The 25,112-nt window shown below is 64.8% G+C and carries 21 protein-coding genes and 1 pseudogene; 16 read left to right on the top strand and 6 right to left on the bottom strand.

Features of this window, described 5'->3' with window-relative positions:
- Positions 1 to 148 precede the first annotated feature (148 nt).
- On the bottom strand, positions 149 to 580 hold the full coding sequence (locus tag F1640_RS03980) for a MarR family winged helix-turn-helix transcriptional regulator (RefSeq protein ID WP_052192263.1): 432 nt from the start codon (positions 578 to 580) through the stop codon (positions 149 to 151).
- A 140-nt stretch (positions 581 to 720) separates the two neighbouring features.
- Between F1640_RS03980 and F1640_RS03975 the strand changes: the two genes are divergently transcribed.
- From F1640_RS03975 to F1640_RS03965, 3 genes are read left to right on the top strand one after another with little or no spacing between them, the layout of a single operon-like run.
- Positions 721 to 1,869, top strand: coding sequence for an HlyD family secretion protein (locus F1640_RS03975; protein WP_194917877.1), 1,149 nt, complete (start codon positions 721 to 723; stop codon positions 1,867 to 1,869).
- A 2-nt stretch (positions 1,870 to 1,871) separates the two neighbouring features.
- Positions 1,872 to 3,428 (top strand): MDR family MFS transporter, encoded by a 1,557-nt coding sequence (locus F1640_RS03970; protein ID WP_033964360.1) that lies wholly within the window; start codon positions 1,872 to 1,874, stop codon positions 3,426 to 3,428.
- A 7-nt stretch (positions 3,429 to 3,435) separates the two neighbouring features.
- The gene (locus tag F1640_RS03965) at positions 3,436 to 4,935 is read left to right on the top strand and encodes an efflux transporter outer membrane subunit (RefSeq protein ID WP_194917875.1); all 1,500 of its coding nucleotides are present in this window, start codon (positions 3,436 to 3,438) and stop codon (positions 4,933 to 4,935) included.
- A gap of 123 nt (positions 4,936 to 5,058) precedes the next feature.
- Here the strand turns inward: F1640_RS03965 and F1640_RS03960 are convergent.
- Positions 5,059 to 6,154: pseudogene (locus F1640_RS03960) on the bottom strand (IS630 family transposase).
- Between the two features lie 531 nt (positions 6,155 to 6,685).
- On the opposite strand from F1640_RS03960, the gene F1640_RS03955 reads away from it, so the two are divergent.
- Entirely contained in the window at positions 6,686 to 10,261 is a 3,576-nt protein-coding gene (locus F1640_RS03955; protein WP_309229191.1) for an indolepyruvate ferredoxin oxidoreductase family protein, read from the top strand.
- 266 nt (positions 10,262 to 10,527) lie between these two features.
- On the opposite strand, the gene F1640_RS03950 is transcribed toward F1640_RS03955, so the two are convergent.
- Entirely contained in the window at positions 10,528 to 10,989 is a 462-nt protein-coding gene (locus F1640_RS03950) for a hypothetical protein (protein WP_156142981.1), read from the bottom strand.
- Between the two features lie 228 nt (positions 10,990 to 11,217).
- Here F1640_RS03950 and F1640_RS03945 point away from each other — a divergent pair, with 228 nt between their 5' ends.
- Positions 11,218 to 12,183: a 3-carboxyethylcatechol 2,3-dioxygenase gene (locus F1640_RS03945; RefSeq protein WP_033964362.1), complete on the top strand. Its 966-nt coding sequence runs from the start codon at positions 11,218 to 11,220 to the stop codon at positions 12,181 to 12,183.
- 89 nt (positions 12,184 to 12,272) lie between these two features.
- On the opposite strand, the gene F1640_RS03940 is transcribed toward F1640_RS03945, so the two are convergent.
- Together F1640_RS03940 and F1640_RS03935 are read right to left on the bottom strand one after the other, a co-directional pair.
- Positions 12,273 to 13,055 carry a 2-keto-4-pentenoate hydratase gene (locus F1640_RS03940; RefSeq protein ID WP_033964363.1) on the bottom strand — a complete coding sequence of 261 codons (783 nt, stop codon included), beginning with the start codon at positions 13,053 to 13,055 and terminating at the stop codon, positions 12,273 to 12,275.
- An 11-nt stretch (positions 13,056 to 13,066) separates the two neighbouring features.
- Positions 13,067 to 13,882 (bottom strand): SDR family oxidoreductase, encoded by an 816-nt coding sequence (locus tag F1640_RS03935; protein ID WP_255530227.1) that lies wholly within the window; start codon positions 13,880 to 13,882, stop codon positions 13,067 to 13,069.
- 112 nt (positions 13,883 to 13,994) lie between these two features.
- On the opposite strand from F1640_RS03935, the gene F1640_RS03930 reads away from it, so the two are divergent.
- From F1640_RS03930 to F1640_RS03890, 9 genes are all read left to right on the top strand, one after another.
- Positions 13,995 to 14,831, top strand: coding sequence for an alpha/beta fold hydrolase (locus F1640_RS03930; protein ID WP_033964364.1), 837 nt, complete (start codon positions 13,995 to 13,997; stop codon positions 14,829 to 14,831).
- A complete protein-coding gene (locus tag F1640_RS03925) occupies positions 14,828 to 15,109 on the top strand; it encodes a hypothetical protein (RefSeq protein ID WP_052192264.1) in 282 nt (93 codons plus the stop codon). The genes F1640_RS03930 and F1640_RS03925 overlap by 4 nt, the downstream gene beginning before the upstream one ends.
- Positions 15,109 to 15,933 (top strand): protocatechuate 3,4-dioxygenase, encoded by an 825-nt coding sequence (locus F1640_RS03920; RefSeq protein ID WP_206694627.1) that lies wholly within the window; start codon positions 15,109 to 15,111, stop codon positions 15,931 to 15,933. Before F1640_RS03925 ends, F1640_RS03920 begins: the two co-directional genes overlap by 1 nt.
- 98 nt (positions 15,934 to 16,031) lie before the next feature.
- Entirely contained in the window at positions 16,032 to 17,291 is a 1,260-nt protein-coding gene (locus tag F1640_RS03915) for an aromatic ring-hydroxylating dioxygenase subunit alpha (protein ID WP_156142983.1), read from the top strand.
- Entirely contained in the window at positions 17,288 to 17,830 is a 543-nt protein-coding gene (locus F1640_RS03910) for a 3-phenylpropionate/cinnamic acid dioxygenase subunit beta (RefSeq protein WP_194917872.1), read from the top strand. The genes F1640_RS03915 and F1640_RS03910 overlap by 4 nt, the downstream gene beginning before the upstream one ends.
- The gene (locus tag F1640_RS03905; RefSeq protein ID WP_194917870.1) at positions 17,827 to 19,416 is read left to right on the top strand and encodes a class I adenylate-forming enzyme family protein; all 1,590 of its coding nucleotides are present in this window, start codon (positions 17,827 to 17,829) and stop codon (positions 19,414 to 19,416) included. The genes F1640_RS03910 and F1640_RS03905 overlap by 4 nt, the downstream gene beginning before the upstream one ends.
- Positions 19,413 to 20,351, top strand: a complete 939-nt coding sequence (locus tag F1640_RS03900; RefSeq protein WP_194917867.1) for an acetaldehyde dehydrogenase (acetylating) — start codon at positions 19,413 to 19,415, stop codon at positions 20,349 to 20,351. The genes F1640_RS03905 and F1640_RS03900 overlap by 4 nt, the downstream gene beginning before the upstream one ends.
- Positions 20,348 to 21,376 (top strand): 4-hydroxy-2-oxovalerate aldolase, encoded by a 1,029-nt coding sequence (gene dmpG / locus F1640_RS03895; protein WP_194917865.1) that lies wholly within the window; start codon positions 20,348 to 20,350, stop codon positions 21,374 to 21,376. Before F1640_RS03900 ends, dmpG begins: the two co-directional genes overlap by 4 nt.
- Positions 21,377 to 21,391: 15 nt before the next feature.
- Positions 21,392 to 21,712: a non-heme iron oxygenase ferredoxin subunit gene (locus F1640_RS03890; protein ID WP_206694626.1), complete on the top strand. Its 321-nt coding sequence runs from the start codon at positions 21,392 to 21,394 to the stop codon at positions 21,710 to 21,712.
- On the opposite strand, the gene F1640_RS03885 is transcribed toward F1640_RS03890, so the two are convergent.
- Positions 21,709 to 23,364, bottom strand: coding sequence for an AMP-binding protein (locus tag F1640_RS03885; protein ID WP_194917862.1), 1,656 nt, complete (start codon positions 23,362 to 23,364; stop codon positions 21,709 to 21,711). The two genes, F1640_RS03890 and F1640_RS03885, sit on opposite strands and share 4 nt — an antisense overlap.
- Before the next feature lie 72 nt (positions 23,365 to 23,436).
- Here F1640_RS03885 and F1640_RS03880 point away from each other — a divergent pair, with 72 nt between their 5' ends.
- Both F1640_RS03880 and F1640_RS03875 read left to right on the top strand, forming a co-directional pair.
- Positions 23,437 to 24,429, top strand: a complete 993-nt coding sequence (locus F1640_RS03880) for an NADPH:quinone oxidoreductase family protein (RefSeq protein ID WP_375336177.1) — start codon at positions 23,437 to 23,439, stop codon at positions 24,427 to 24,429.
- Between the two features lie 62 nt (positions 24,430 to 24,491).
- Entirely contained in the window at positions 24,492 to 25,109 is a 618-nt protein-coding gene (locus F1640_RS03875) for a TetR/AcrR family transcriptional regulator (RefSeq protein WP_194917857.1), read from the top strand.
- Positions 25,110 to 25,112 lie beyond the last annotated feature (3 nt).

The raw sequence follows: 25,112 nt of genomic DNA, 5'->3' as shown, positions 1-25,112 counted from the left end.
CTTCAATCGGCTCGCCCCCCCCCCCGCCCCCAGACCCAACCGAGCGGCCAGCCCCTTGAGACCGTGCCGGCCGAACAGGACGAGAATCTGCGCGAACCGCTCCCTTTCTTTTAGAGCAGTCGTATCGGCTTCATCGGTAGGAGCTAGATCAATCATGCGCCCGGCTTTTCGGGGCGGGAACTTGGGTCTCGGGAACGCTGGCCTTCGTCTCCAGATGGTCGACGAGCCGGTTCAAATGTTTGATCGCTGCGTCGAGACCCTCGAGTTCATCCGCTGTCAGGCTTCCGAAGGTCTGCCCTACGATGTCGTCGTAGAGCGGCATGGCCAGTCCCAACGTGGCCCGGCCGGCGTCTGTTATCTGCACCAGTTTGGACCGGCGATCGTCCGGAGCAGGCGATCGGAACACGAGACCATTTTGCTCGAGCGCGTCGATCGCCTGAGTAACAGTGCGGGGCGCCTGATCGAAAAAGCTCGCAATGTCGGTGGAGCGGCGCGGTTGTTCCGCGAGATACGCGAGCAGTTTTAGTTGGGCCATCGATGCACCCTGACAGGCAAGATAGGCGTCGATCAGCCGCCGCATCCTGTACCAGGTCCAGCCGAAGGTGGTTGCGATCCCACGTATACCCGATTGGTGAGGTTCCATATAATGTGGTATTGCCGAAGCTTGGCCGCCGTGGCAAGTCCCCCGGCTCTTTGAATCGATAGTTGATCGGGAATAGAATGGTGGAAGATCCCACAGTCGGTTCAGGCGACCATGACGATGTCGGCGAGCGGCCCGCTGGTCCGCTCAAGTCGGTACGGGTTCGGCTGGCGCTGTTGGTTGTCGCGGTCGCGATCGTGGGAGCGGGGTTGGTATGGTATTTTGACCATCAGAACCGCGGCAAGTTCATGCAGAAAACCGACAACGCTTATGTGGCGGCGGACTCTGTCGTGGTGGCCCCGAAAGTTGCCGGATATGTCGAGCGCGTGTTTGTCAGCGCGAACCAAGCGGTCCGCAAAGGGCAGCAGTTGGCAGAACTAGACCCTCGCGAATATCGAGCCCAAAGCGAGCAGATCACCAGCCAGATCGACACAGCGAAAGCTGCGGTCGAGACGAGCCGTTCGCAGATCGCTGAACAGCAGGCGACAATCGTCCAGGCGCGTGCTCAGGCGGCCTCGGCGCGCGCCGAGGCCGCCTTCGCGCGGCAGCAGGTTGCGCGCTATCAGCCGCTGGCGGCGTCTGGCGCAGAGCCAGGCGAGCGATTTGCCCAGCTTCAGACGCAGGCACGACAGGCAGATGAGCGCGCCAATGCTGCTCAGGCCGGCCTTACCGCAGCAGAAAGGCGCGTTGGCACGCTTGGTGCCCAGGTACGACAGGCGCAATCGCAGGCCGAAGCTGCTCGTGCTCAGCTCTCAGCCGCGCGTGTGAACACCGAAGCGACGTTGCTCAAGGCAGCGATCGATGGTCGCGTCGGCGATCTCGCTGTCCGGGTAGGGCAGTTCGTACAGCCCGGAACGCGCCTGATGACGCTGGTGCCGGTGGAGCGCCTCTTCATCGAGGCCAATTTTAAAGAGACGCAGCTAGGTCTCATGCGAGTCGGCCAGCCCGTCAGTATCGACGTCGACGCGCTCCCCGGGGTCGAGCTGAAAGGGCGGGTTGCCAGCTTCGCACCGGGCACAGGTGCCCAGTTCTCCGTGCTCCCGCCGCAGAACGCGACCGGCAACTTCACGAAGATCGTTCAGCGCGTGCCCGTCCGTATCGCGATCGATGCGCCGCCCGAAGTCAGGCCCCTTCTGGTTCCCGGAATGTCGGTCGGCATTACTGTCGATACCCGTTCGGCCAAAGGCGACCTGGAGAGAATCCGGCAGGCCGTAAGTCGGAAGCGCTGAGCGTGGCGACGGTTGCTGCATCTCCGGGGACGTTACGCGCCGAGCGAGCCGACTCGACGGCCTGGATCGCGGTCGCGGCCGGCGCGCTGGGCGCGCTGCTCGCGACGCTCGACATCTCGATCGTCAACTCGGCGCTGCCGACTATCCAAGGGGAGATCGGAGCGACCGGCACGGAAGGAACGTGGATCGCCACGGCTTTTCTCGTTGCCGAGATCATCATCATACCGCTGAGCGCGTGGCTGGAACGGCTTTTGGGGTTGAGGACACTTCTCCTCATCTCGGTGACCTCTTTTACAGGATTCTCGGTCCTGTGCGGCACCGCTACGGATCTGATGACAATGATCGTCGGAAGGGCGGGTCAGGGGTTCACGGGCGGCGTGCTCATCCCGACAGCGATGACGATCGTCGCAAAGCGCCTCCCGCCATCGCAACAGCCGATCGGCATGGCCCTTTTTGGAATGACCGTCATCCTGGGTCCGGTTCTTGGCCCCCTGCTCGGAGGCTGGCTCACGGAAAATCTGAGCTGGCATTATGCCTTCTTCGTCAACGTGCCGGTCTGCGGTCTGCTCTTGCTGCTGCTGCTTCTCGGCCTGCCGCACGAGAAAACGAACTGGGTCTATTTCCGCGAGGCGGACTGGTTCGGGATCGTCGGCATGATCCTCGGCCTGGGAGGACTGACGGTCGTGCTTGAGGAAGGGCACCGTGAAGAATGGTTTGAATCGACGTACATCGTCCGGCTGACGATCATGACCCTGATTGGTTTTGTCATGTTGGGTATCGGACAATTCAGGGCCGCCAAGCCTGTGCTTAAGCTGCGGATCGTGATGAATCGACAATTCGGCAGCGTCGTCGTCATGGCGCTGGCGCTGGGCATGGTGATGTACGGCTCGACCTTCGTCATCCCGCAATTCCTCGCGCTGATCGCTGACTATAACGCCCTTGAGACGGGTCAGGTGATTTTCCTCATGGGTGTGCCTGCCTTCTTGCTGATGCCCGTCATCCCGCTGCTTATCCGCGTCGTCGATATCAGGCTCGCCGTCGGCACAGGCCTTGCGCTCATGGCCGCCAGCTGCCTCGTCAACACCAGCCTCACCGCGGAATCTGCCGGAGAAGCCTTTACCGCCGGACAGTTACTGCGTGGTGTCGGCATGATCCTCACCATGCTGTTCCTGAACCAGGCCACCATCGCTTCGGTCAGCAAGGAGGATGCCGGTGATGCATCAGGCATCTTCAATGCCGCACGAAATCTCGGCGGGTCGTTCGCTTTGGCCGCCCTGGCCTCCTTTCAGGACCAGCGAATGTCGCTCCATAGCCGGCGGATGGAAGAGACCCTTTGGGCAAACGACCCAAGGTTGCAGGATTATCTCGCCGGCATGGCCAGGACGTTCGGCCAGATGGACGCCGCCCTTCAGTCGCTTGCCGGGACCATTCAGCAGCAGGCCTTCATCATGACGTACAATGACATTTTCCTGGCGATGGCGCTTGCGACACTGGCCACGCTTCCACTCGTTTTGTTCCTGCGCCCGCTGCCCAAAGGGCAGTCCATGGCGATGCATTGAGGCTGCGATGACAAACTTCAGAGGTCTCGTTCTCGCCCCCTTGCTGCTCGGCGGATGTGTCGTTGGCCCGGACTACGCCGGACCGCCGGGATTGGGTCGCGCCGCCCCCCAATCCAAGTTCGTGCGCCAGACCGCGAGTACGAGCACCAATGACCCCGCAGTTGCTGAGTGGTGGACGGCTCTTCAAGATCCGGTCCTGAACGAGCTTGAGCGACGCGCACTTGCAGCGAATCCGTCGATCGATGTCGCCCAGGCGCGACTCCGTCAGGCGCGTGCATCCGTGCGCCAGGAGCGCGCTAACCGCTTTCCGAAAGCTGGGGCACAAGCGACCGGAATCTTCGCCGACCTTCCCGGGATCGATCTGCAGTCGGCTCAGGGGAACGGCGCAACGCCCCCTTCCCAGGACGCGGATTCCTCTCTCCAGTTTTTCAATCTCGGCCTGAACGCAAATTGGGAAATCGATCTTGCAGGAGGCCAGATCCGAAAAATAGAATCCGCTAACGCACTAGCCGCAGCGGCTTCCTACAACGCGGCAGATGCACACGTTCAACTCGCAGCCGACGTTGCGCAAAGTTATACGAATCTGCGGGACCGGCAGCAGCGCGCCGCTGCACTTCGTGGGGGGCTGGACCTGCAGAAGCAGCAGCTAGGCCTCGCTCGGCAACGCTTTCAGCAGGGCACGGTGCCGGCCTTTGCCATTGGTCAGGCGAACCGCGCCATTCAGGCTACCAACGGCGATCTCGCTACGGCTGAGGCGGAGATCGGAATTTATCTCAATGCGCTCGCCGTGCTTGCAGGGGAGGCGCCAGGGAGGCTCGATTCCTTGCTGGCTGTCCCGCGTGACGTCCCCTTGCCGCCACAGGTCGTCGCCATCGGCGATCCCGCCTCTCTCCTTCGCCGTCGACCCGACATACGCGCCGCCGAGCGCAATCTGGCGGCCACGACCGCCCGGATTGGCGTCGCTGAAGCAGCGCGTTTTCCCAAGATCAGCTTTATGGGGATCCTAGGCATCGGCGGAACGTCTGTCGGAGACCTGGTCGATCTGGGAAATATCTCCAACATTGCCGTGCCCCAGCTACAATGGGGGCTGCTCGATTTTGGACGAACTTCGGCCCAGATAACGCAAGCGCGCGCTGGACGAGACGAAGCCGAGACACAGTATCGACAGTTAGTTCTAGGTGCGCTTCAGGACGCCGAGAATTCGCTTGCGCGCTTTGCACAGCAACGTCGCAATGTCGCAGCGCTCGCCGAGATCAAGCGATCGGCCGACGAGTCAGACATTTTGACACAACAACGCTTCCAGCGACAGGTCATTACCCGCAGTGACGCACTTGAGTCCGGTCGTCAGAAAGTGCTTGCTGCATCAAACCTTCAAAGTGCTGTTGCGGCTCTTACGGCAAGTTATGTCGCCATTCAAAAGTCGCTAGGGCTTGGGTGGGGGGAACCCACCGATTCAAGCCTGGGTTCTACTCCCTTGAATACTTCTGAAATAATTTCGAAAAACTGATGGTAATCGCTTAGTCCAAGATGGTTATTATTAGTGACTACCCAAATTAACTTAATACGGTTGTGCACAAAGCCTCGCCGCTGTTGAAGTATCATTGAGGCTTTTCTCCAAGATGTGATATCATCAATAGTTCATACCCAAGCGGATCGAATCTAACACTTGGTGCCCGCGCCTGACGGCGGCGATGATTTTATCAGGATCGGCGGTCCAGACGAAGGGTTTTGGGCTCTCGTTGTGCTCGGCGAGGAAGCGGTTGATGGCGGCCTGAAGATCGACGAGCGAGTGGAATACGCCTCGTTTGAGGCGTCGTGAGCCTGGCGAAGAAGCCCTCGACGGCGTTGAGCCACGAACAGGACGTTGGCGTAAAGTGGAAGGTGAAGCGCGGGTGCCGCTCGAGCCACTCGCGGACCTTGGGGTGCTTGTGGGCGGCATAGTTGTCGAGGATCACGTGGATCGCCTTACCGGCGGGGACTTGCGCCTCGATCAGATTGAGAAAGCGGATGAATTCCTGGTGCCGATGCCGATGCCGCTGCATGTTGCGGCCGATCACGGTCCCGTCGAGTATGTTGAGCGCCGCAAACAGCGTGGTGGTGCCGTTGCGCTTGTAATCATGGGTCATGGTGCCGGCTCGCCCCTTCTTGAGCGGCATGCCGGGCTGGGATCGGTCGAGGGCCTGGATCTGGCTCTTCTCGTCGAACGACAGGACGATCGCGTGGGCGGGTGGCGCGATATAAAGGCCGACAACGTCGCGCAGCTTGTCGATGAACTCGGGATCATTGGAAAGCTTGAACTGCCGAACGCGGTGAGGCTGCAGGCCATGGGCGCGCCAGATCCGGTGAACCGAACTGGCGCTGATCCCCGCTTCGCGGGCCATCAGCGCGGCCGTCCAATGGGTCGTCTCACCCGGCGGTTCCTCACGCGTCCCGGTGGCAACCCAAACGAGCACCTCCGGGGTCAGCGGAGGGATGCGCGAAGGGCGGGTCTTGTCACGCAACAGACCTTCAACCCCTTCCTGCATGAACCGCTCCTGCCAGCGCCACACGCACGTCTTGGACGTGTCCGTCCGGCGCATGATCTCGCTGGTGCCGACCCCATCGGCGCTCAGAAGAACGATCTCGGCACGCCAGACGTGCTTCTGAGGGGCGTTACGATCCTTGCAGATCCGTTCGAGACGTTCGCGGTCCGCGGACGTGAGGTCGATGACGATACCACTGCGCATGCCCGCTGACTCGCACGGCCGCAGCCGACTGGGAATCCCTAATCGGACTCAACCGTCAGGCGAGAACCACTAGTCCGCCCTGGTGAGGACCGCGCAAGCGAATTACCGTACTGATCATTGCGATCAGACCATCGGGGCGACCTTCATCGCTGGCTCTCTAGCGATCCACTCGGAGTTACCCGAGCGTTACCCGAGAATCTACCAAATCCCAACTCGCCTCGTCGGCCAAGGTTCTAAGTGATTATTTTCACTGTATAACCTTGGAGCTGCGAAGGGAATCATTCGTTACCGTCGTTTTTCAAGGCGCGCGTTTGAGGTCGGAGGCCGACGTCTGGCCCTCCGCCTTGACCGACGGCGGACTTAGGACACAGTATCGCCGATGGATCGTCCCCGCAGGTCGACCACGTTCCGCAGTCTGTCCACCCGCAGCCGCTCCGCCCTGGCTCCTGCGGACGGGGCGCGCTGAATGGCGCAGGCCACCGCCACCGATGTCCTGATCAAGCGGCTCGGTTGAGTCTGCATTCGGTTTTCGTGGGAGGGCGACAATTCCCGCCGTGCAGCATCGGCAGCCGGCGAACCCTTGTTCCATACTTGACCGCATGGTACGCGAGAATCCGGTATGAGAGGGATAGCATGTCATACGAAGTGGCGCTGAGCGACAAATACATGCTGGATCAGGGGCGCGTGTTCCTGTCCGGCACGCAGGCGCTGACCCGCGTACTCCTGTCCCAGCGGCGATCGGATGCGGCGCAGGGACTCAACACCGGCGGCTTTGTCTCGGGCTATCGCGGCTCGCCGCTGGGCTCGCTCGACACTGCCCTCTGGGCGGCGCGGGGCGCGCTGAAGGACGGGGGGATCGTCTTCCAGCCCGGCGTGAACGAGGAACTGGCCGCGACCGCCGTCTATGGTTCCCAGCAACTCGGCTTCTTTCCCGGCGCGCGCCATGACGGCGTGTTCGCCGCCTGGTACGGCAAGGGGCCCGGGGTCGACCGGGCCGGCGATGCGCTCAAGCACGGCAATCTCGCGGGGACTGCCGCGCTTGGCGGGGTGCTGGTCCTGGCCGGGGACGACCATTCGGCCAAGTCGTCGACGACCGCGCACCAGTCCGAACAGGCGCTCGTCGCCTCGCTAATCCCGGTGCTTTATCCCGCATCGGTTGCCGAATTCCTGGAATTTGGGGCTTTCGGTATCGCGCTGTCGCGCTTTTCGGGGCTGTGGGCCGGCTTCAAGTGCATCAACGACACCGCCGACGCGACCGCGACCGCGTCGCTGGGCGATCCGCTGCGCCGCTGGCTCTGCCCCGAAGTGGAGATGCCCCCCGAGGGCCTCAACATCTTCCAGGGCGAAACGCAATTGTCGATGGAACGCCGGACGACCGATTTCCGACTGCCGGCGGCACAGGCGTTCATTCGCGCGAACCGGCTCGACCGGGTGCTGCGCGACGGTGATCGCCGGACGCTCGGCATTGTCACCGCCGGGAAGGCCGCGCTCGATGTGATCGAGGCGCTGAATCAGCTCGGCCTGAACGACGCGCGCTGCCGCGCGCTCGGCATCCGCGTGCTGAAGCTGGCGATGACCTGGCCCGTCGAGCCGGACGTGACCAGGGCCTTCGCGCGCGGGCATCGCCAAGTGCTGGTGGTGGAGGAGAAGCGCGCGTTCATCGAACCGCAGGTCGCCTCGCTGCTGTATCACCTCGATGCCGGCGAGCGCCCGGTGCTGACCGGAAAGGCCGATGCGACCGGCCGCCCGTTGCTTCCTCAGAACGGGGAACTCGGACCCACCGAGATCGGCGCGGTCCTGTTCGGCCAGCTCGAGGCGCTCGGCCTTGTCGACGAGCCACTGCGCACGCGCCGCGCGGAGATTGAGGCAAGGCTCGCGGCGGGGAGTGCGGCGTTGACCCCTTTCAACCGCATGCCGTTCTTCTGTTCTGGGTGTCCGCACAACACGTCGACCGTCGTGCCCGACGGATCGGTTGCGCTGTCCGGGATCGGCTGTCACGTGATGGCGGCGATGATGCCGCATCGCAAGCACGTCTGGCCGGTGCAGATGGGGGGCGAGGGGGCCAATTGGATCGGCGTCGCCCCGTTCACGGACACCAGGCATATTTTCCAGAATCTGGGCGACGGGACCTACCATCACTCCGGTTCGCTGGCTGTCCGGGCCGCGGTGTCGGCGGGTATCGGCATCACCTACAAGCTGTTGTTCAACGATGCGGTGGCGATGACGGGCGGCCAGCCCGTCGAGGGGCAAATGACGCCGTGGCAGATCGCGTCCGAGCTGTTGCAGGAGGGGGTGCGCAAGGTCGTGGTCGTCGCCGACGATCCCGACAAATATCCGTCCACAGTGCGTTTCCCGGACGGCGTCGCGATCCGCCCGCGCGAGGAGCTGGACGCCGTGCAGCGCGACCTCGCCACGATCGACGGCGTGACCGTGCTGATCTATGATCAGGTGTGCGCGGCGGAGAAGCGCCGTCGCAGAAAGAAGGGGACCTTCCCCGACCCGGCAAAGCGGATCTTCATCAACGACCTAGTGTGCGAGGGATGCGGCGACTGTTCGGTCAAGTCGAACTGTGTCAGCGTACAGCCCCTCGAAACCGAATTCGGCCGCAAGCGTCAGATCGACCAGTCGAACTGCAACAAGGATTTCAGCTGCATCAACGGGTTCTGCCCGTCCTTCGTGACGGTCAGCGGCGGCAACCTGAAGGGGCGTGCAGCCGCCGCCCCGGCGGCTGCGATTCCGCCGCTGCCCGCCCCGCCGCCGCCCGTCGAAGGCGCGCTCGCGATTCTGATCGCGGGGATCGGCGGCACCGGCGTCGTCACCATCGGCGCCGTGCTGGGGATGGCGGCGCATCTCGACGGCAAGTCCGCAAGCATCATCGACGTGACCGGCTTGTCGCAGAAGAACGGGGCGGTGTTCAGCCATCTGCGGATCGCGCCGAGCGATGACGCCATCGCGGCGGCGCGCATTCCGATCGCCGGCGCGGAGTTGCTGCTCGGTTGCGACATGATCACCGCGGGCGGGGCCGAGGCGATGGCGCTGGTTCAGCCCGGGCACACGCGCGGCGTCATTAACGAAAATCTTACTCCCACGGCGGCCTTCACGATCGACACCGGCATAGACTTTGCCGGCGCGCAGACGCTGCGACGGTTGCGCGAAGTGCTGGCCGCGGATTCCGCGTTCGTCGACGCCACGCGGGTCGCGGCCCGCCTGATGGGAGACGCCATCGGCGCGAACATGTTCGTCGTCGGGGTCGCGCTGCAGCGTGGCCTGCTGCCGGTATCGCTGGCGGCGGTGGAACGCGCGATCACGCTGAACGGCGTCGCGGTCGACTTCAACCTGCGCGCCTTCGCGCTGGGCCGGCTGGCCGTGGTCGAGCCCGGCGCCATCGAGGCGCAGCTCGGCGACCAAGTTGCCGCGGTTGCAGAAGGATCGCTCCGGCTGTCGACGGATACCGGCGACGCGATCGAGCGGCGAGCTGCGCTTCTCGCCGACTATCAGAATGCGGCCTATGCCGCGCGTTTTGGTCGGAAGATCGCGGCGATCGCCGCGGCAGAGGCCAGGGTGGCGCCAGGCCGCACCGAGCTCAGCGACGCGGTGGCGCGAAACCTGTTCAAGCTGATGGCATACAAGGACGAATATGAGGTCGCCCGGCTCTATACGTCCGGTGAATTCCGCGCGAAGCTGGGCGAGCAGTTCACCGGCGATTACCGCGTGTCCGTCCATCTCGCGCCGCCATTGTTCGCGCGCAAGGATCCGTTGACGGGGTTGCCGCGAAAGCGAGAGTTCGGGCCGTGGATGCTGGCCGCCTTCGGCCTGCTGGCGCGGGCGAAGCGGCTGCGTGGAACCGCGTTCGACCCGTTCGGCCGTACCGCCGAACGGCGGATGGAACGCCAGTTGGTTCGCGATTATGAGGCGGTGCTCGACAGCATCGCGACCCATCTCGACCCCGTGAAGTACGACGCGGCGGTGGCGCTGGCCCGTTATCCGGACAAGATCCGCGGCTATGGCCATATCAAGGACCGGTCGGTACCCGGCGCCCTCGCCGAGCGCGACAGCCGGCTCGCCGCGTTCCTCGTACCGATCGAGGAACTCCAGGCGGCCGAATGATCGGCCGCCGGACATCGCCGATCTTAAAGTCGGGGCCACTGTAGTTGAGGCGCCGGCGGCCCGCACTCGTCGTCCGGTGCATCGGAGACGAAGCGCGCTTCGATCGCGGCGGCGCAGGACAGGATATCCGCCAAATGCCGCTCGGCGATTTCTCCGGGCACCACTACGCGCCGAAAGAAGATGATATTGATGGCGCCCAGGACCCGCCCGTCGCTGCGGATCGGAACCGCGATCGCGCCGACGTCGGAATCGGCCTGCCCGACCGCTCATGCATAGCCCCGGCGGCGGAAATCCTCGACCAGCGCCGCGACCGCTTCAGGCCGGTGCGGCTCTGCCCCCGGCAGGGCATCGACGAGCTGCAACATCATCGCGCGCGTGCCTGGATCGGCCCCGGCCAGCGTGGCCCGCCCAAGCGCGCTTCCAGCATCGTCCGCCGTCGCCCGACCATGGCGCGGTGAATCGACAGGCGGCTGAACCGGTGCGTACTCTCCTGGATCGTCATCGTGCCGCGATCGAAGGTCGCGAAGTCGCTGGGCCACTGGACGCTGGGGTAGCATCCTGCCCAATTCGACCGCCGCGATATGAACCAGCCGGTCGGTGGGCAGGTAGCCGTCCGACAGCCGCCGAACATCGGGCCGCAACAGCCAGCTGCCGTCACCGGTCGCCTGGACGACCAGATCGCGCGCGGCGAGCGTGTGCAGCAGCCGGTGCACGGTCGTGCGGTCGATGCCGGTACACGGGCCAGTGCGGCGGCGCCCGCGCGGCCGAGGCGGTCAAGCGCCCGCACCGGCTTGTAGGCGGTCCCCATCGGCCTGCGGTGTGCACCAGATGCACCGATCGCGCAACGCGATTGTGGCCCCACCGCGCCCGCCTATCGTTCGCGAACGGATCGTGACCCGTCGCGCGAGCCGCCTCGCCACGCCCTTCAAGCCACGCCTCGGGACAAGGAAACGCCAATGCCGCTCAAGCTCGCCTGCGCCTCCCATTCGCCGCTGATGCGGGATGGGCCTTGTTCCGACGAAGTCCGCAGCGGCGTGTCTCGAGGATTCGCCGCGCTCGCCGCCACGATCCGCGACTTCGATCCCCATTATGTGATCCAGTTCTCGCCGGATCACTTCAGCGGCTTCTTCTACGAGCTGATGCCCGCATTCTGTGTCGGCACGAAGGCGGACGCGATCGGCGACTGGGATACGACGGCCGGACCACTCGACGTCCCGCATGACGAGGCGGTCGCGCTCTCCAGGCACCTGCTGCGCGCCGACTTTGACGTGGCGCAGAGTCATCACATGCGGCTCGATCATGGTTTCGTCCAGATCTGGGAGAGTCTGTTCGGCACCGCCACGGGCCTGCCGATCATCCCGATCTTCATCAATTGCGCCGCGCCGCCGCTTCCGTCCTTCCGTCGGGCTAGGCAGTTGGGCGAAGCGGTGGGCCGGTTCGCCCTGCAGAGCGGAAAGCGAGTGCTCCTCGCCACCTCGGGCGGGCTCAGCCATGATCCGCCCATCCCCAGCTTCTGGAAATCGCCGCCAGAGGTCGCCTCGCGATTGCTCGATCCCCAAAACCCCACTGCCGGGGAGCGGGCAGCGCGCGAGGAGCGCACCAAGGTGGCAGGGCGTGAGGCCCATGCCGGCGGAGGCGCAATCCTGCCCGTCTCCGGCAAATGGGATCGGGGCTTTCTCGATCGCCTCAGCGCGGGACTGACCGGCGAGTTCGACGATCTACACCCCGAGGATATGATCGCGGCCGCCGGTCGGGGCGGCCCTGGAGTGCTGTGCTGGATGGCCGCGATGGCAGCCTTGGCCACCGCGGGACCGACCGAATCCCGGCTGCATTTCTATGAGGCCATCCAGGGTTGGGTCGCAGGCATGGCGATATTCTCCGCAAGGACCGTCTCGCCCGCGTCCAGCCCCGAACAGGCATAACGAGGATTCAGATGAGCGGCATTCCAGGAATATGGAGCGATGTGCGAGGGTTCTGATATTGCGCGGTTTGGAGGCAGCCGGCGGAGCGATTAATCGGCGCAGTCGACGACGAGGTCGGCGAAACCGGACATGGCGAGCCGGTAATGGCGGCCGGCCGTCATCGGCGCCAGCGGTCCGAACGCGCCCGACAGCACGATGTCGCCGGCGGCAAGGGGACGGCCGACCTCGACCATCTTGCGCGCCAGCCATGCCAGCGCCGTCACCGGGCTGCCCAGGCAGGCGGTTGCCGGACCATGCGACACCCGCACGGCGTCCTCGAAGAGTTCCATCGTCAGGGCGTCGATCACGGCGCGGTCGAAGGGGCGGCGGTCGTCGCCGATGGCGTAGCACGCGGAGGATGCGTTGTCGGCGACGGTGTCGGCGATCCTGATCTGCCAGTCTCGGACGCGGCTGCCGACGATCTCGATCGCGGGCGCCATCCACTCGACCGCATCGCCCACCGCGGCTTCGTCGACCGCGGGATCGGTCAGCGCGCGGCGGATGCCGAAGGCCAGTTCGCCCTCCGCGCGCGGCTGCGACACGCTCGCCGCCGCGAAGGCGCCGCCGGGCGCGACCGCCATGTCGGCGAACAGCATGCCGAAATCGGGCTCGCCAACCCCGAGCTGGGCCTGGACCGCGGGTGAGGTAAGGCCGATCTTGCGGCCGACCAGTTGCCGGCCCTCGGCGATCCAGTGGGCTGTGTTGATCTCCTGGATTCGATAGGCAATCAGGGGGTCGTTGGGCACCAGCCGGTCGACGACTGGGTCGATTGCGCCTGTGTGATAGGCCTCGCGCAGCTCCAGCGCGGCACGGTGGACAGCATCCTCGGTCATTCTTCCTCCTGTCAGATCCTCGCCAGCAACCCGCCATCGCTGACGATGACGGTGCCGGTCATGCCGCGCGAGTTATCCGCCGATGCGAGCAGCACGTAGGCGCCGGCATGGTCCTCCGGGGCGGCCGCGAATCCCAGTGGGGTGGCCGCTCCAACTGCCGCGACGATGCGATCGTCATCTTCCAGCCGGCGTCCGGCGCTGCCCAACGAATCGATCCCTGACAGGCCGGTCACGGTGCCGCCCGGTGCGACGGCGTTGACCCGTACGTCGGGTGCCCATTCATGGGCAAGCTGATAGACGAGGCCGCGCACCGCGAACTTGCTTGCGGTATACAGCGCGCCGCCACCACCTCCGCGGAAACTGGCCGTGGAGCAGGTCATCACGAGGCTGCCTCGGACCTCCTTCAAATGCGGGTAGGCTTCGCGAGCCATCAACGCGTGCGACCGCACGTTAATTGCGAACATCTCGTCGTGCGCGGCCATGCAGTCCTCGGGCGAAAGACGGTCGAGCCGCTTGTGCCAATCGAATACTCCGACGTTCGAGATGACGGTGTCGAGGCGCCCGAAGCTGGTGATTGCGGCGGCTACGGCGCGAGCGTTGGCGTCCGGGAGCGAGGCGTCGCCCGCCACCGACGTGCAGGCCGAACCGAGCTCTGCCCGCAGCGTCGCGAGCCCTCTCTCGGCGCGGTCAACAGCGACTACACGCGCTCCCTCGGCCACAAATCGCACAGCGACCGCTCGACCGATGCCAGACGCGGCACCGGTGACGATCGCCACCTGTCCTTCAAGCCACCCCATGCGCATCCTCCCGCCGATCAACATACGCATTGGTATTGTCTGTGGCAATGTCCGTCACTGCGAATGAAACCCTGTCAGTCAGATTGACTTGGAAATTTGGCGATGCTAGGCACAATACCATAAAGTATGGAGAGGCGTTGCCATGGTACTTCCCGACATCGGCCGCACCATTACAATTGGTGGCGTGACCACCAACTATCACGAAGCAGGCGCCGGCCGCGCGGTCGTGTTGCTGCACGGCTCCGGGCCGGGTGTGACGGCCTGGCAGAACTGGCAGCGAATCATTCCCCGACTGGCGGAGCGCTATCGTGTCATAGCTCCCGACATTGTAGGTTTCGGCTTCAGCCCCAAGCCTGAGGGTGAGAAGCCTGGCATCAAACTATGGCTGGCGCACCTCGAGGGCATCCTTGATGCGCTCGAGATCGAGGAGGCGACGCTGGTTGGCAACAGCTTCGGCGGCGCCCTGTCGCTGGCCATGATGGCGCGCCATGCGGATCGTGTCCGCGCTTTGGTGCTTATGGGGACGCCCGCAGGCGAGTTCGAGCAAACCGGGGGCCTGGCGGACAGCTACGCTTTCGAACCCAGCTTAGAGAATATGGGCGCAATGATGCGCCGCTTTCCCTTCGATCCCGCGATCGTGAGCGACGAAATGATCGCTGCGCGTTTCGCAGTGGCTCAGCACAACACCGGGCTTGAGACGATACGCGAGCTTCAGCCCCGTCCGACGGACGGGAGACCTGCGACGGTACGCGGTGTCCCGCTCGATCAACTGGAAGCCATCGATGTGCCGACGCTGATTCTGCACGGTCGAGAGGATCGCATGATCCCGCTCGACGTCGCGGTCCGGGCACATCGCCACATTGCCAATTCGCAGCTGCATGTGTTCGGCCAGTGCGGCCACTGGGTGCAGTTGGAGCGCGAGGAGGAATTTCTGGCGCAGGTCTTCATGTTCCTTGCAGCAACGGAGTCGCCGCGATGAGCCTCAACGCTGTCGAGCAATGCGTATTCGACCTTGGTAATTCGGGGCGGGTGCGCAAGGGTTATTCCGCCGAGCCTGAGGCCTTCCTGGCGCGCTACGCGCTGAGCGACGAGGAGAAGGCCCTTATTCGTGAGATGGAAGTCGCTGAACTCTTCCGGCGCGGCTTGAACCCGATGTTGCTGATGGGATTCTATATGGGTTTTCATGGGCCCGCGTCGATGGCTGACTATCTGAGCAAGATGCCGACCCTTGCATCGACGCTCGGCACGGGAGAGTAATGATGGGCAAGATAGTGGGCGGCTTCATGATGCCGCACGATCCAACGGTCTTCATTAATCCCAAAAAGCTGGACAACAGCCACCTGATGGACGCGTATGCCGAAATCCGGCGCCGTATCGTTGCGCTCGGGGCGACCTCCGCAGTGATCGTCGGCGCCGATCATTACATCCTGTTCACCCCGAAATGCCTGCCGCAGATCCTGATCTGCCTGGGTGAGCTCAATGGGCCTGTGGACCAACTGCCGGGACTGCCCGGCCGTCCGATCCCGCACAATGCCGCGCTTGCCGGGTACATCTTCGATCATGCCCAGGATGTCGGGTTCGATCTGGCGGTCGCGCGGTCGCTCGGCGTGGATCACGCCATCGGGGCGCCGGCTCACCTCTGCCTGCCGGAGGACGGCTCGGTGAAGACGGTGGCGGTTTATATGGCAAGCGGCGTCGCGCCCTACCTGCGGCTGCGCCGCGCGCACGCATTCGGCGCGATGGTGAAGGCTGCTGTCGAGGCCGCGAACGACGAAGAGCGCGTCGTGGTGCTGGGTAGCGGCGGCATCAGCCACTGGGTCGGCACGGGCGAGATGGGACGTACCAACCCGGCGTTCGATCGAATGGTGCTCGATGCCATAGTCGCGGGCGACGCGGACTCGCTGCTCGCTCTGACCGACGAGGAAATCCTGCGCGAAGGAGGCAATGGCGCGATGGAGATACGGCATTTCCTGGCCGTGATGGGCGCGATGCCCGGCGGCTCGGGCGAGGTGATCGCCTATGACGCGTGGGAGGGTGCAGTGACCGGCCTGGGTTTCGCTCAGATGAGACCGGCGGCATGACCACGCCGCTAGGGCAGGGCATTACGCCGGCGGAGCTGCCGCGCGACCGGGCGCCGGCCCCGGATTCCGCACCGCTCGATGCCGCGACGATACGGGCGATGGTCGACGGCGAACAGGGCTGGATCGATCGGCGGATCTTCTGGGATCCCCAGGTCTATGCGCTGGAGATGGAACGTATCTTCGCGCGCTGCTGGATCTTCGTGGCGCATGACAGCCAGATCCCGGAGGTCGGCGATTTCGTCACGACCTATGTGGGTGAGGACGCCGTCATCGTCGCGCGGGCCCGCGACCGCCGGGTGCATGCCTTCATCAATTCGTGCAGCCACCGCGGCAACCGCGTGTGCTTCGCCGAGGCAGGCAGCGCGCGACGGTTCACCTGCAACTTCCATGGCTGGTCCTATGCGCTGGACGGGTCGCTGTCCGGGGTGACGGCCGAGGAACTTTACAAGGACAACCCCAGCTTCGACCGCAGCAAGCTCGGGCTGCATAATGCGCGGGTCGAGAGCTATGGGGGCATGCACTTTGCCTGTTTCGATCCGGAGGCGCCTTCGCTCGCGGATTATCTTGGCGACTTTCGCTGGTATCTCGACGTGCTGCTCGACAACGATGAGGGCGGGATCGAGTTCATCGACGGCAACATCAAGTCGCGGCTCAAATGTAACTGGAAGTTCCCGGCCGAAAACTTCGTCGGCGACGCGTACCATGCGACCTGGACGCACAGCTCCGCATTGCAGGCGCTGTTCGGCGGCGCGCCGACAATGAAGGCGGATCGATCGTTCCAGGTCAACGCCAATGGGCATGGCTGGGAGTTCGGACTCGACTTCATCGGCAACGCCGCGACTCTGTGCGAGCCGGAGATCGTAGACTATCTGCGCGAGAACGAAGCAAAGTTCGCCGAACGCCTCGGCAAGATGCGGAGCCGAATGGTTGCCTCGCTGAGCTCCGCAACGGTATTCCCCAACCTGTCCTTCCTTGCCGGGCACAACACCTTCCGCACCTGGAATCCGAAAGGCCCGAGCGAGACCGAGCTTCACACCTGGGTGTTCCTCAATCGCAACGCGCCGGACAGCCTGAGGGAAAAATACCGGCGTGGCGTCATGCTAACGTTCTCGCCGGCGGGGATCTTCGAGATGGATGACGGGGAGAATTTCGAGCATTGCACCGCGTCGAACGCGGGCGTGGTCACGCGCCGTCGCAAGCTGCATACCGGCCTTGGCCTCGGATCGGAGGTCGACCACCCCGAACTGAAGGGGCATGTGCACCGCAATCAGGTGAACGAGGCCAATCACCGCGCTTTCTATCAGCGCTGGAGTGACCTTATGACCGCACCCCGCTGGTCGGACGTGCCGGCACGATGAGCGGCATCGAAGGCAATGCGGGGGCCGCCCGCGTCGACCGCGACCTGGCGTTCGAGATCGAGCAGTTCCTCTATCGCGAGGCGCGGCTTCTCGACGCGGAGCGCTATGACGAGTGGCTGGCGATGATGGCGCCCGACATCCATTACTGGATGCCCGGGATCCAGGCCCGCTACCGCGCAGACAGGTCGGACGTGCTCAGCCGGACGCGGATGGCGTTTTTCGACGACGACCTGGATTATCTGACCAAGCGCGTCGATCGCGCCAAGCAGACCACCGCTTGGGCGGAGGACCCGCCCACGCGGCACTTCCACATGGTCGGCAACGTCGAGGTGGAGGCGACGGCGCTGCCGAACGAATGGGTGGTCCACTCGCTCGTCCACAATCTACGGCACCGCAACGAGACGGAAGAGCAGACGCTGACAGCCCGCCGCCAGGACCTCGTCCGCCGTGACGGGACCGGAGCGTTGAAGCTCGCGCGTCGGCTCATCCGCCTGCAACAGACGGTGTTGCAGGCAAAGAACATCAATACGTTCTTATGAACGGCGTGACGCAGGCGGGTGGCGGGCCGTCGCCGGCGGATGACGACGCGGCGTTCGACCGCGCCGACTTCGCGACGGTCGTCGACATGTTCTGGGAGGCGGTCGACGCGGCGGGCGACCGCATCGCCCTGATCGATGGCGAGCGGACGCTGAGCTACCGCGACTATGGCGCCTCGGTCGCGGCCCTGGCGGCGCGGCTGGTGGCGATCGGCGTGGGGGGGGAGCGGGTCGCGATCCAGGTGCCGAATTCGATCGAGGCGAACGTCGCGATCTACGCGGCGCTGGCCGCCGGCGCGCAGGTCGCGCTGCTCAATCCGGGCTATGGCGCGGATGAACTGGCGCCGCTCTTCGACATCGCCCGGCCCAAGGTCATCATTGCCGGGGTCGGCGGCGCGCGGGCTGCGCGCGGGATCGCCGCTGCGCACAGCATTGACCACCTGCTGGTGGTCGGCGAAGGCGACCTGTCAACACCGGCACTGGTGGCGCAGGCCGCCACGCGGCCGGCGGTGAGGATCGACCGCGGCGATCTGGCCACCTTGCTTTTCACCGGCGGCACCACTGGCGTGCCGAAGGGCGTCGATCGCCCCCACGGCACCCTGGTCGAGATAGTCCACGGGATGCATCAGGCGTGGCCGACCCGCATCGACCAAGAGGTGTGGCTGAATGTCGCGCCGGTGTTCCACGTCTGGGGTTCGCTGATGGGGTGTCTCAATCCCGTCTATTGCCGCAGCCCCGTGGTGATCATATCCCGCTACCAGCCCGATCTGGTCCTTGCCGCGCTGGAACGGCACCGGGTGACGGTGTTCAGCGGCGGGCCTGCCGCGATCTATGTCGGCCTCCTTGCCGCAGCGGGAATCGATCGCACCGACCTGTCGTCGCTGCGCATCTGTCCCGGCGGCGGATCGCCGTTCCTGATGGAGACGCTGACCGCCTGGTATGCGCGAACTGGGGTTCCGATCCTCGAAGCCTTCGGCATGACCGAAGGCGGGCCAATCTGCGCCAACCCGACCGACGGCACCCACAGGTTCGGCACCGTCGGGCGCCCGCTGCCAGGGCTCGAGGTTTCGATCGCGGCGCTCGACGATCCGGAGCGCGCGGTGCCGACGGGCCAACTGGGCGAGATCCGCATCCGTGGATCGCGCGTCGTCCACGCCTATCGCGGGCAGGGCGCGGGGCGGGCGGATGGCTGGCTGTACACCGGAGATGTCGGCGTGTTCGACGCCGACGGCTATCTCCGGCTGGTCGACCGGACCAAGGACATGCTGATCGTCGGTGGCTTCAACGTCTACCCGCGCGAGATAGAGGAAGTGCTGGCGCGCCATCCCGCTGTCGCCGAAGCGGCGGTGGTGGGGACGCCCGACGCGCGCAAGGGCGAGGTGCCCGTGGCCTTCGCGCGGCTGCGCGACGGGGCAACGGCCAGCCCCACCGCCCTCGCGGATTACTGCGCCGCCCATCTGGTCGCGTACAAGCGTCCGCGTTCGGTGACGCTGATGGACGCGATCCCCAAGACTCCTGCGAACAAGATCTGCCGCAAGACGCTCGCAGGCCTTGCGGCGGAGCAGCAGCCACCAGGAGAGAACGAGTGAGTAGAATCAAAGCAGCCATAATCGGCTCGGGCAATATCGGCACCGATCTGATGATCAAGATGCTGAAACGGCCGGGAAATATGGAACTGGTCGCTATGGTGGGCATCGATGCCGGCTCGGAAGGGCTCGCGATGGCAAGGGAACGAGGCGTGGCGACCACTCACGACGGGATCGACGGACTGGTAGGGATGGACGCCTACCCGGACATCGGGATCGTGTTCGATGCGACCTCCGCCTATGCGCACCGCCATCACGACGCGGTTCTGCGCCGTGACGGCAAGCAGGTGATCGATCTGACGCCGGCAGCAATCGGTCCGTTCACGGTGCCGCCGGTCAACATCGACGAGCACCAGGACGCACCGAACGTCAACATGGTGACCTGCGGTGGTCAGGCGACAATCCCGATGGTCGCCGCGGTCAGCCGGGTCGCGCGGGTTCGCTACGCCGAAATCGTCGCGTCCGTATCGTCTCGCTCGGCGGGGCCGGGAACGCGCGCCAATATTGACGAATTCACGCGCACGACGGCGCGCGCCATCGAAGTCGTTGGCGGGGCCGAGCGCGGCAAGGCAATCATCATCCTGAACCCGGCAGAGCCGCCCATGATCATGCGCGACACTGTGTTCACGCTGTCGGACATGGCGGACGAAGATGCGGTGCGCGCTTCGGTCGCGACGATGGTGGCGGCGGTGCAGCGTTACGTCCCCGGTTACCGGCTCAAGCAAGAAGTGCAATTCGAACGGTACGGCGCGAACCGGCCGCTCCTGATCCCAGGACAGGAAGACTTTATTGGCCTGAAGACGGCGATTTATCTGGAGGTGGAGGGTGCGGGCGATTACCTGCCAAGTTACTCGGGCAATCTCGACATCATGACAGCGTCGGCCCAGGCCACGGGCGACGCAATCGCCGCGCGCAAGCTTCGGACGGTGGCGGCATGACCCGCAATCCCGATCAGCGCCTCTATATCCAGGACGTGACGCTGCGCGATGGCATGCACGCCGTGCGCCACATGTACACGCTCGATCATGTCCGGGCCATCGGCAGGGCACTTGACGAAGCGGGAGTCGACGCAATCGAGATCGCGCATGGCGACGGTCTTTCGGGTGCTTCCTTGAACTATGGGTTCGGGGCGCAGACCGACTGGGAATGGATCGCAGCGGTGGCTGACGTGGTGGAGCATGCTGTTCTGACCACGCTGATCCTGCCCGGCATCGCAACGGTGGACGAGCTGCGACGGGCCTACGATCTCGGCGTCCGCTCGGTGCGCGTGGCAACGCACTGCACCGAGGCGGACGTTGCCCGTCAGCATATGCGGATCGCGCGCGACCTTGGCATGGACGTGTCGGGCTTTCTGATGATGAGCCACATGATCGATGCCGAGGCGCTCGCGCAGCAGGCGCTGGTGATGGAAAACTGTGGTGCGCATTGCGTTTACGTCACCGATTCGGGCGGTGCGCTAGACATGGACGGGGTTGCCGATCGGCTCCGTGCGTATGACCGTGTGCTCAAGCCGGAGACTCAGCGCGGGATGCACGCGCACCACAATCTCTCGCTGGGCGTCGCCAATTCGATCGTCGCTGCCCAGGAAGGCGCGGTGCGGATCGACGCCAGCCTGGCCGGGATGGGCGCTGGAGCCGGCAACGCGCCCTTGGAAGTGTTCATCGCTGCGATCGATCGTAAGGGATGGCAACACGGCTGCGACGTGATGAAGCTGATGGATGCCGCAGAGGAACTGGTCCGCCCGCTCCAGGATCGGCCGGTTCGGGTCGACCGCGAAACCCTGACGCTGGGATATGCGGGGGTCTATTCCAGCTTCCTGCGTCATGCCGAAAAAGCGGCTGGCGAATATGGCCTCGATACCCGCGAGATCCTGGTGGAACTCGGCCGTCGCAAGATGGTCGGTGGTCAGGAAGACATGATCATCGACGTCGCGCTCGACATGCTCAAGGCCCGCGCGGCCTGATCGAAAGACCCTTTCATGAGTGAAGTGCTTATTGTTGTCCCCGAAGCCGACGGCATGGGCGATGGCGACGTCCGCCGCCTGTGTTCGCCAGCGACCGGCCCGGTCGCGCTCTTCCGCATGGATGGCGCGTTTTACGCCATCGCCGACACGTGCAGCCACGGCCAGGCGTCTCTGGCCGAAGGCTGGCTCGAAGGGTTCGAGATCGAATGTCCGGTCCATTCGGGGCGATTCGACATCCGGAGCGGAGCGCCGCTCGCCTTTCCGGTCACCGAGCCGGTCGCCACCTACGCTCTCCGCCGCATCGACGGCGTGCTGCACGTGGTGGTGCCTGCCTAGCCTTCGCGTCGCCGGGCCTCGCGCTCGCGTAGCGCGAGGCGTGAGATCTTCAGGTTCTCGTTGCGAGGGATCTCGTCGACGATCTCGAGCAATTTGGGGATTTCCATCGGCGACAGAAGGTCGGCCAGGAACAGCCGCAGATTCTCGATCGTGAGTCCGGCGGCGTCGCGCAGGCTGACGATCGCCTTCACGGTCTCCCCGCGGTAGGCGCAGGGTACCCCGATCACTGCGGCTTCGCGCACCGCGGGGTGCTTTAGGACCGCGCTTTCCACATCGGCAGGATAGACGTTGTAGCCGCTGGCGATGATCACGTCTTTCAGCCGGTCGAACACGGTGACCGCGCCATCGGCGTCCATGGTGCCGATATCGCCGCTGCGGAAGAAGCCGTCGACGAACGCCTGCGCGGTCGCATCGGGGCGCTGCCAGTAGTGCGGCATGACCTGCGGCCCCCGGATGCAGATCTCGCCCGGCTCACCGGTTGCCATGCGGATCGACGGATCGCTCGTCGAGCGGACCTCCACCTCGGTGAAGGGCAGAGGGATGCCGGTTGCTCGCTCATGATGCGGGGTCGGTAAGGAATAGATCGCTGCGGGCGACGTTTCGGTCATGCCATACAGGGTCGTGATCGTCAGGCCCGTCGCGTCGCGAAATCGCTTCTTGAGCTCGGCTGAGACCGGCGCGGCGCCGCATTGCGCATTGCGCAGCGACGACCAGTCGAACTTGCCGCGCGTTTCCGCGGCATGCAGCAGCGCGGTGAACATGGTCGGCGGCGCCAACAGCAACGTAATCCTCCGCTGCTCGATGGTGTCCAGCGCCGCGTCGGCGTCGAACCGGGGCATCCAGGCCATCTCGCCTGCGATGTTGACCATGAAGTTCTGGATGGGTCCGACGCCCGACACATGCGTGACGGGTGCTGCGGCGAGCACGGATTCCGCACCAGGCCTCAGTTCGGGGAACCAGCTGTGCATCTGCACGACGTTGACCGACAGGTTCGCATGGGTCAGCACCGCTGCCTTGGGCGCGCCGGTCGTGCCGCCGGTATATTGCAGCACCGCCGGCTGCGTGAGCGGGTCGACCGTGGCGCGTGCGACCCGGCCCGCTCCAGCCATGATGGCAGCGGTGGTCAGCGTGCCTTCGCCGTTGCCAACCGATGCGGGCGCGTGGGGATCGCCGCTGCGCGCGCTCGTCGCGATCAGCGTCGGCTTCACCGCCGACGCGCGCCGGATCTGGGCCGCCTTGCCGAGCAGCGCTGCATCGTCGAGCGTGAAGATCGCCTTCAGTCCAGCATCGTTGGCCTGGTCGGTAAGGCGCCTGACGGAATAGAGCGGGTTCAGCCCGACTCCGATTGCGCCGACGTGCCACAGGGCGAAGGTGAAGACGGTGAATGAAGGATGGGCCGGGGCGAGGAAGCCGACCCTGTCGCCTGCGCCGATGCCCGCCGCGGCGAAACCGGCGGCGAGGTCCTCCACGAAGGCTGCGACCTCCGCGTAACTAAAGCTCTCCTCGACGAAAGACGAACATGGGCGCGCGCCGAAGGTCGACGCTGCCCGATCGAGCAGGACGGACAGCGGCATGGGGTCGGGCGACGCCAGCGCTGCGGCGCGCGGATTATAGAAGCGGGCCCAGGGCTGGCGCGTTGCGGAGGTCGTCATGGCGGTCGTTATCCTCTCGATATCCTGACGTCGGTGCGCCTTGCCCGAAAACATACCTTTGCGTATGGCTGGATGCAACAGGAGGGTGGCGCGATGAAGGCTTGGGTGGTTGAGGGGTATGGGACGCTGGACCGCGTCAGCATCCGGGACGTTCGCATTCCCGTCGTGCCGGCAGGCTGCGCGCTGGTCCGTGTGCTGCGCGCCGGTTTGAATTTCGCCGACGTCATCAGCGTGCGCGGCGAATATCAAGTCAGGACCGATCCGCCGTTTATCCTTGGTGCGGAAATCGCCGGCCAGGTCGTCGATACGGGTGGCTTCGCACATCTTGCCTTTGGCGACCTGGTGATGGCGCAGGTTACCTCGGGCGCCTATGCGGAATATTGCGCAGTGGACGCTGCGCGGCTGATCCGTCTCGCGCCGGGCACAGACCCCACACAGGCCGCCGCGATCCCGATCTCCTATACGACTGCGTCGATCGCGCTCTTCGACACCGCCGGCTTGCGAGCGGGCGAGACCGTGCTGATACACGCCGCAGCGGGCGGCACCGGCATCGCCGCGACGCAGCTCGCACGCAACGCCGGCGCGCGCGTCATCGCGGCGACCGCCGCGCCGGAAAAGGCAGCGGTGGCGACCGCCAACGGTGCCAGTGCCATCGTCAACAACCGCGCCGCAGACTGGGTCGAAACGCTACGCGGGATCGCGCCGGGCGGGATTGATGTCGTGCTGGATCCGGTGGGCGGAGACATCACGCTGCAAAGCGTCCGCGCGCTCGCCTGGGGCGGGCGTCTTCTTATCGTCGGCTTTGCCAGCGGGGCTATTCCCGCGATCCCCGCCAACCGCCTGCTCGTAAAGGCGGCGTCGGCGCGGGGCGTGTTCTGGAAATTCGATGCTGATCCATCCGGCATCGCTGCGGTCCAGAGGGGGCTCGCCACGGCATTGGCAGAGGGAACTATCCGTCCCATAATCGGCGCGACAGTGCCGTTCGCGGCGCTCCAGGAGGGGCTTGTGGAACTTGCAGGCGGGCGCACCATTGGAAAGCTGGTTCTCGATGTGGAAAATGCTTGACCCGGAGTCATTGTGATTCCGGTTTGCCGACGATTGCGATATGGGCCCAGGCAATAACGGAGGTGGCGGTCTACATGGCAAAACAACAGGCGCATGCAAATGCCGATCAGTCAGAGCGTCTGTCGAAACACGACTGGATCGTGGCCGCGCTGCAAGAAGTCGGGAATGGTGGCGTCGCGCAGGTCCGCATCGAGGTGCTGGCACGCGCCCTGGGCGTGACGAAGGGCAGCTTCTACTGGCATTTCAAGGACCGCGACGCGCTGCTGGGCGAAATGCTTCGGTTCTGGCAGCAAAGCCTGACCTCCGCGGTCGGCCGCTTCGTGCGCACGAAGATCGAGACGCCCCGTGACCGCCTCTCATACCTTCTCGGACTAGCGTCGGAAGATCGCAGCGACGTCCCTGGCGGAACGATCGAACATGCGCTGCGCGAATGGGCGCGGTCTTCCGAACTGGCGCGCCACGCCATCTCCGACGTCGACAGCGAACGGCTTACGATCATCGCCGAAATCTACCGCGACATGGGGATGAGCAAATCTCGCGCCGCCGCCGCCGCGCTGCTCGCGCTGTCGCATCTCATCGGAGTCAACGTCATTCACCGAGATGTCGGACTTCAGGCCTTTCGGGCGCAGCGGGAGGTCTGTTTGGAATTCCTTCTCGAACTTCCCGAACGGATGCAGTGACCT

It is taken from the genome of Novosphingobium sp. NBM11 (assembly GCF_015390225.1).
Taxonomy (GTDB): domain Bacteria; phylum Pseudomonadota; class Alphaproteobacteria; order Sphingomonadales; family Sphingomonadaceae; genus Novosphingobium.
Note: the sequence above shows the minus strand (reverse complement) of the source record. Positions and strands in the feature narration are given on the sequence as shown.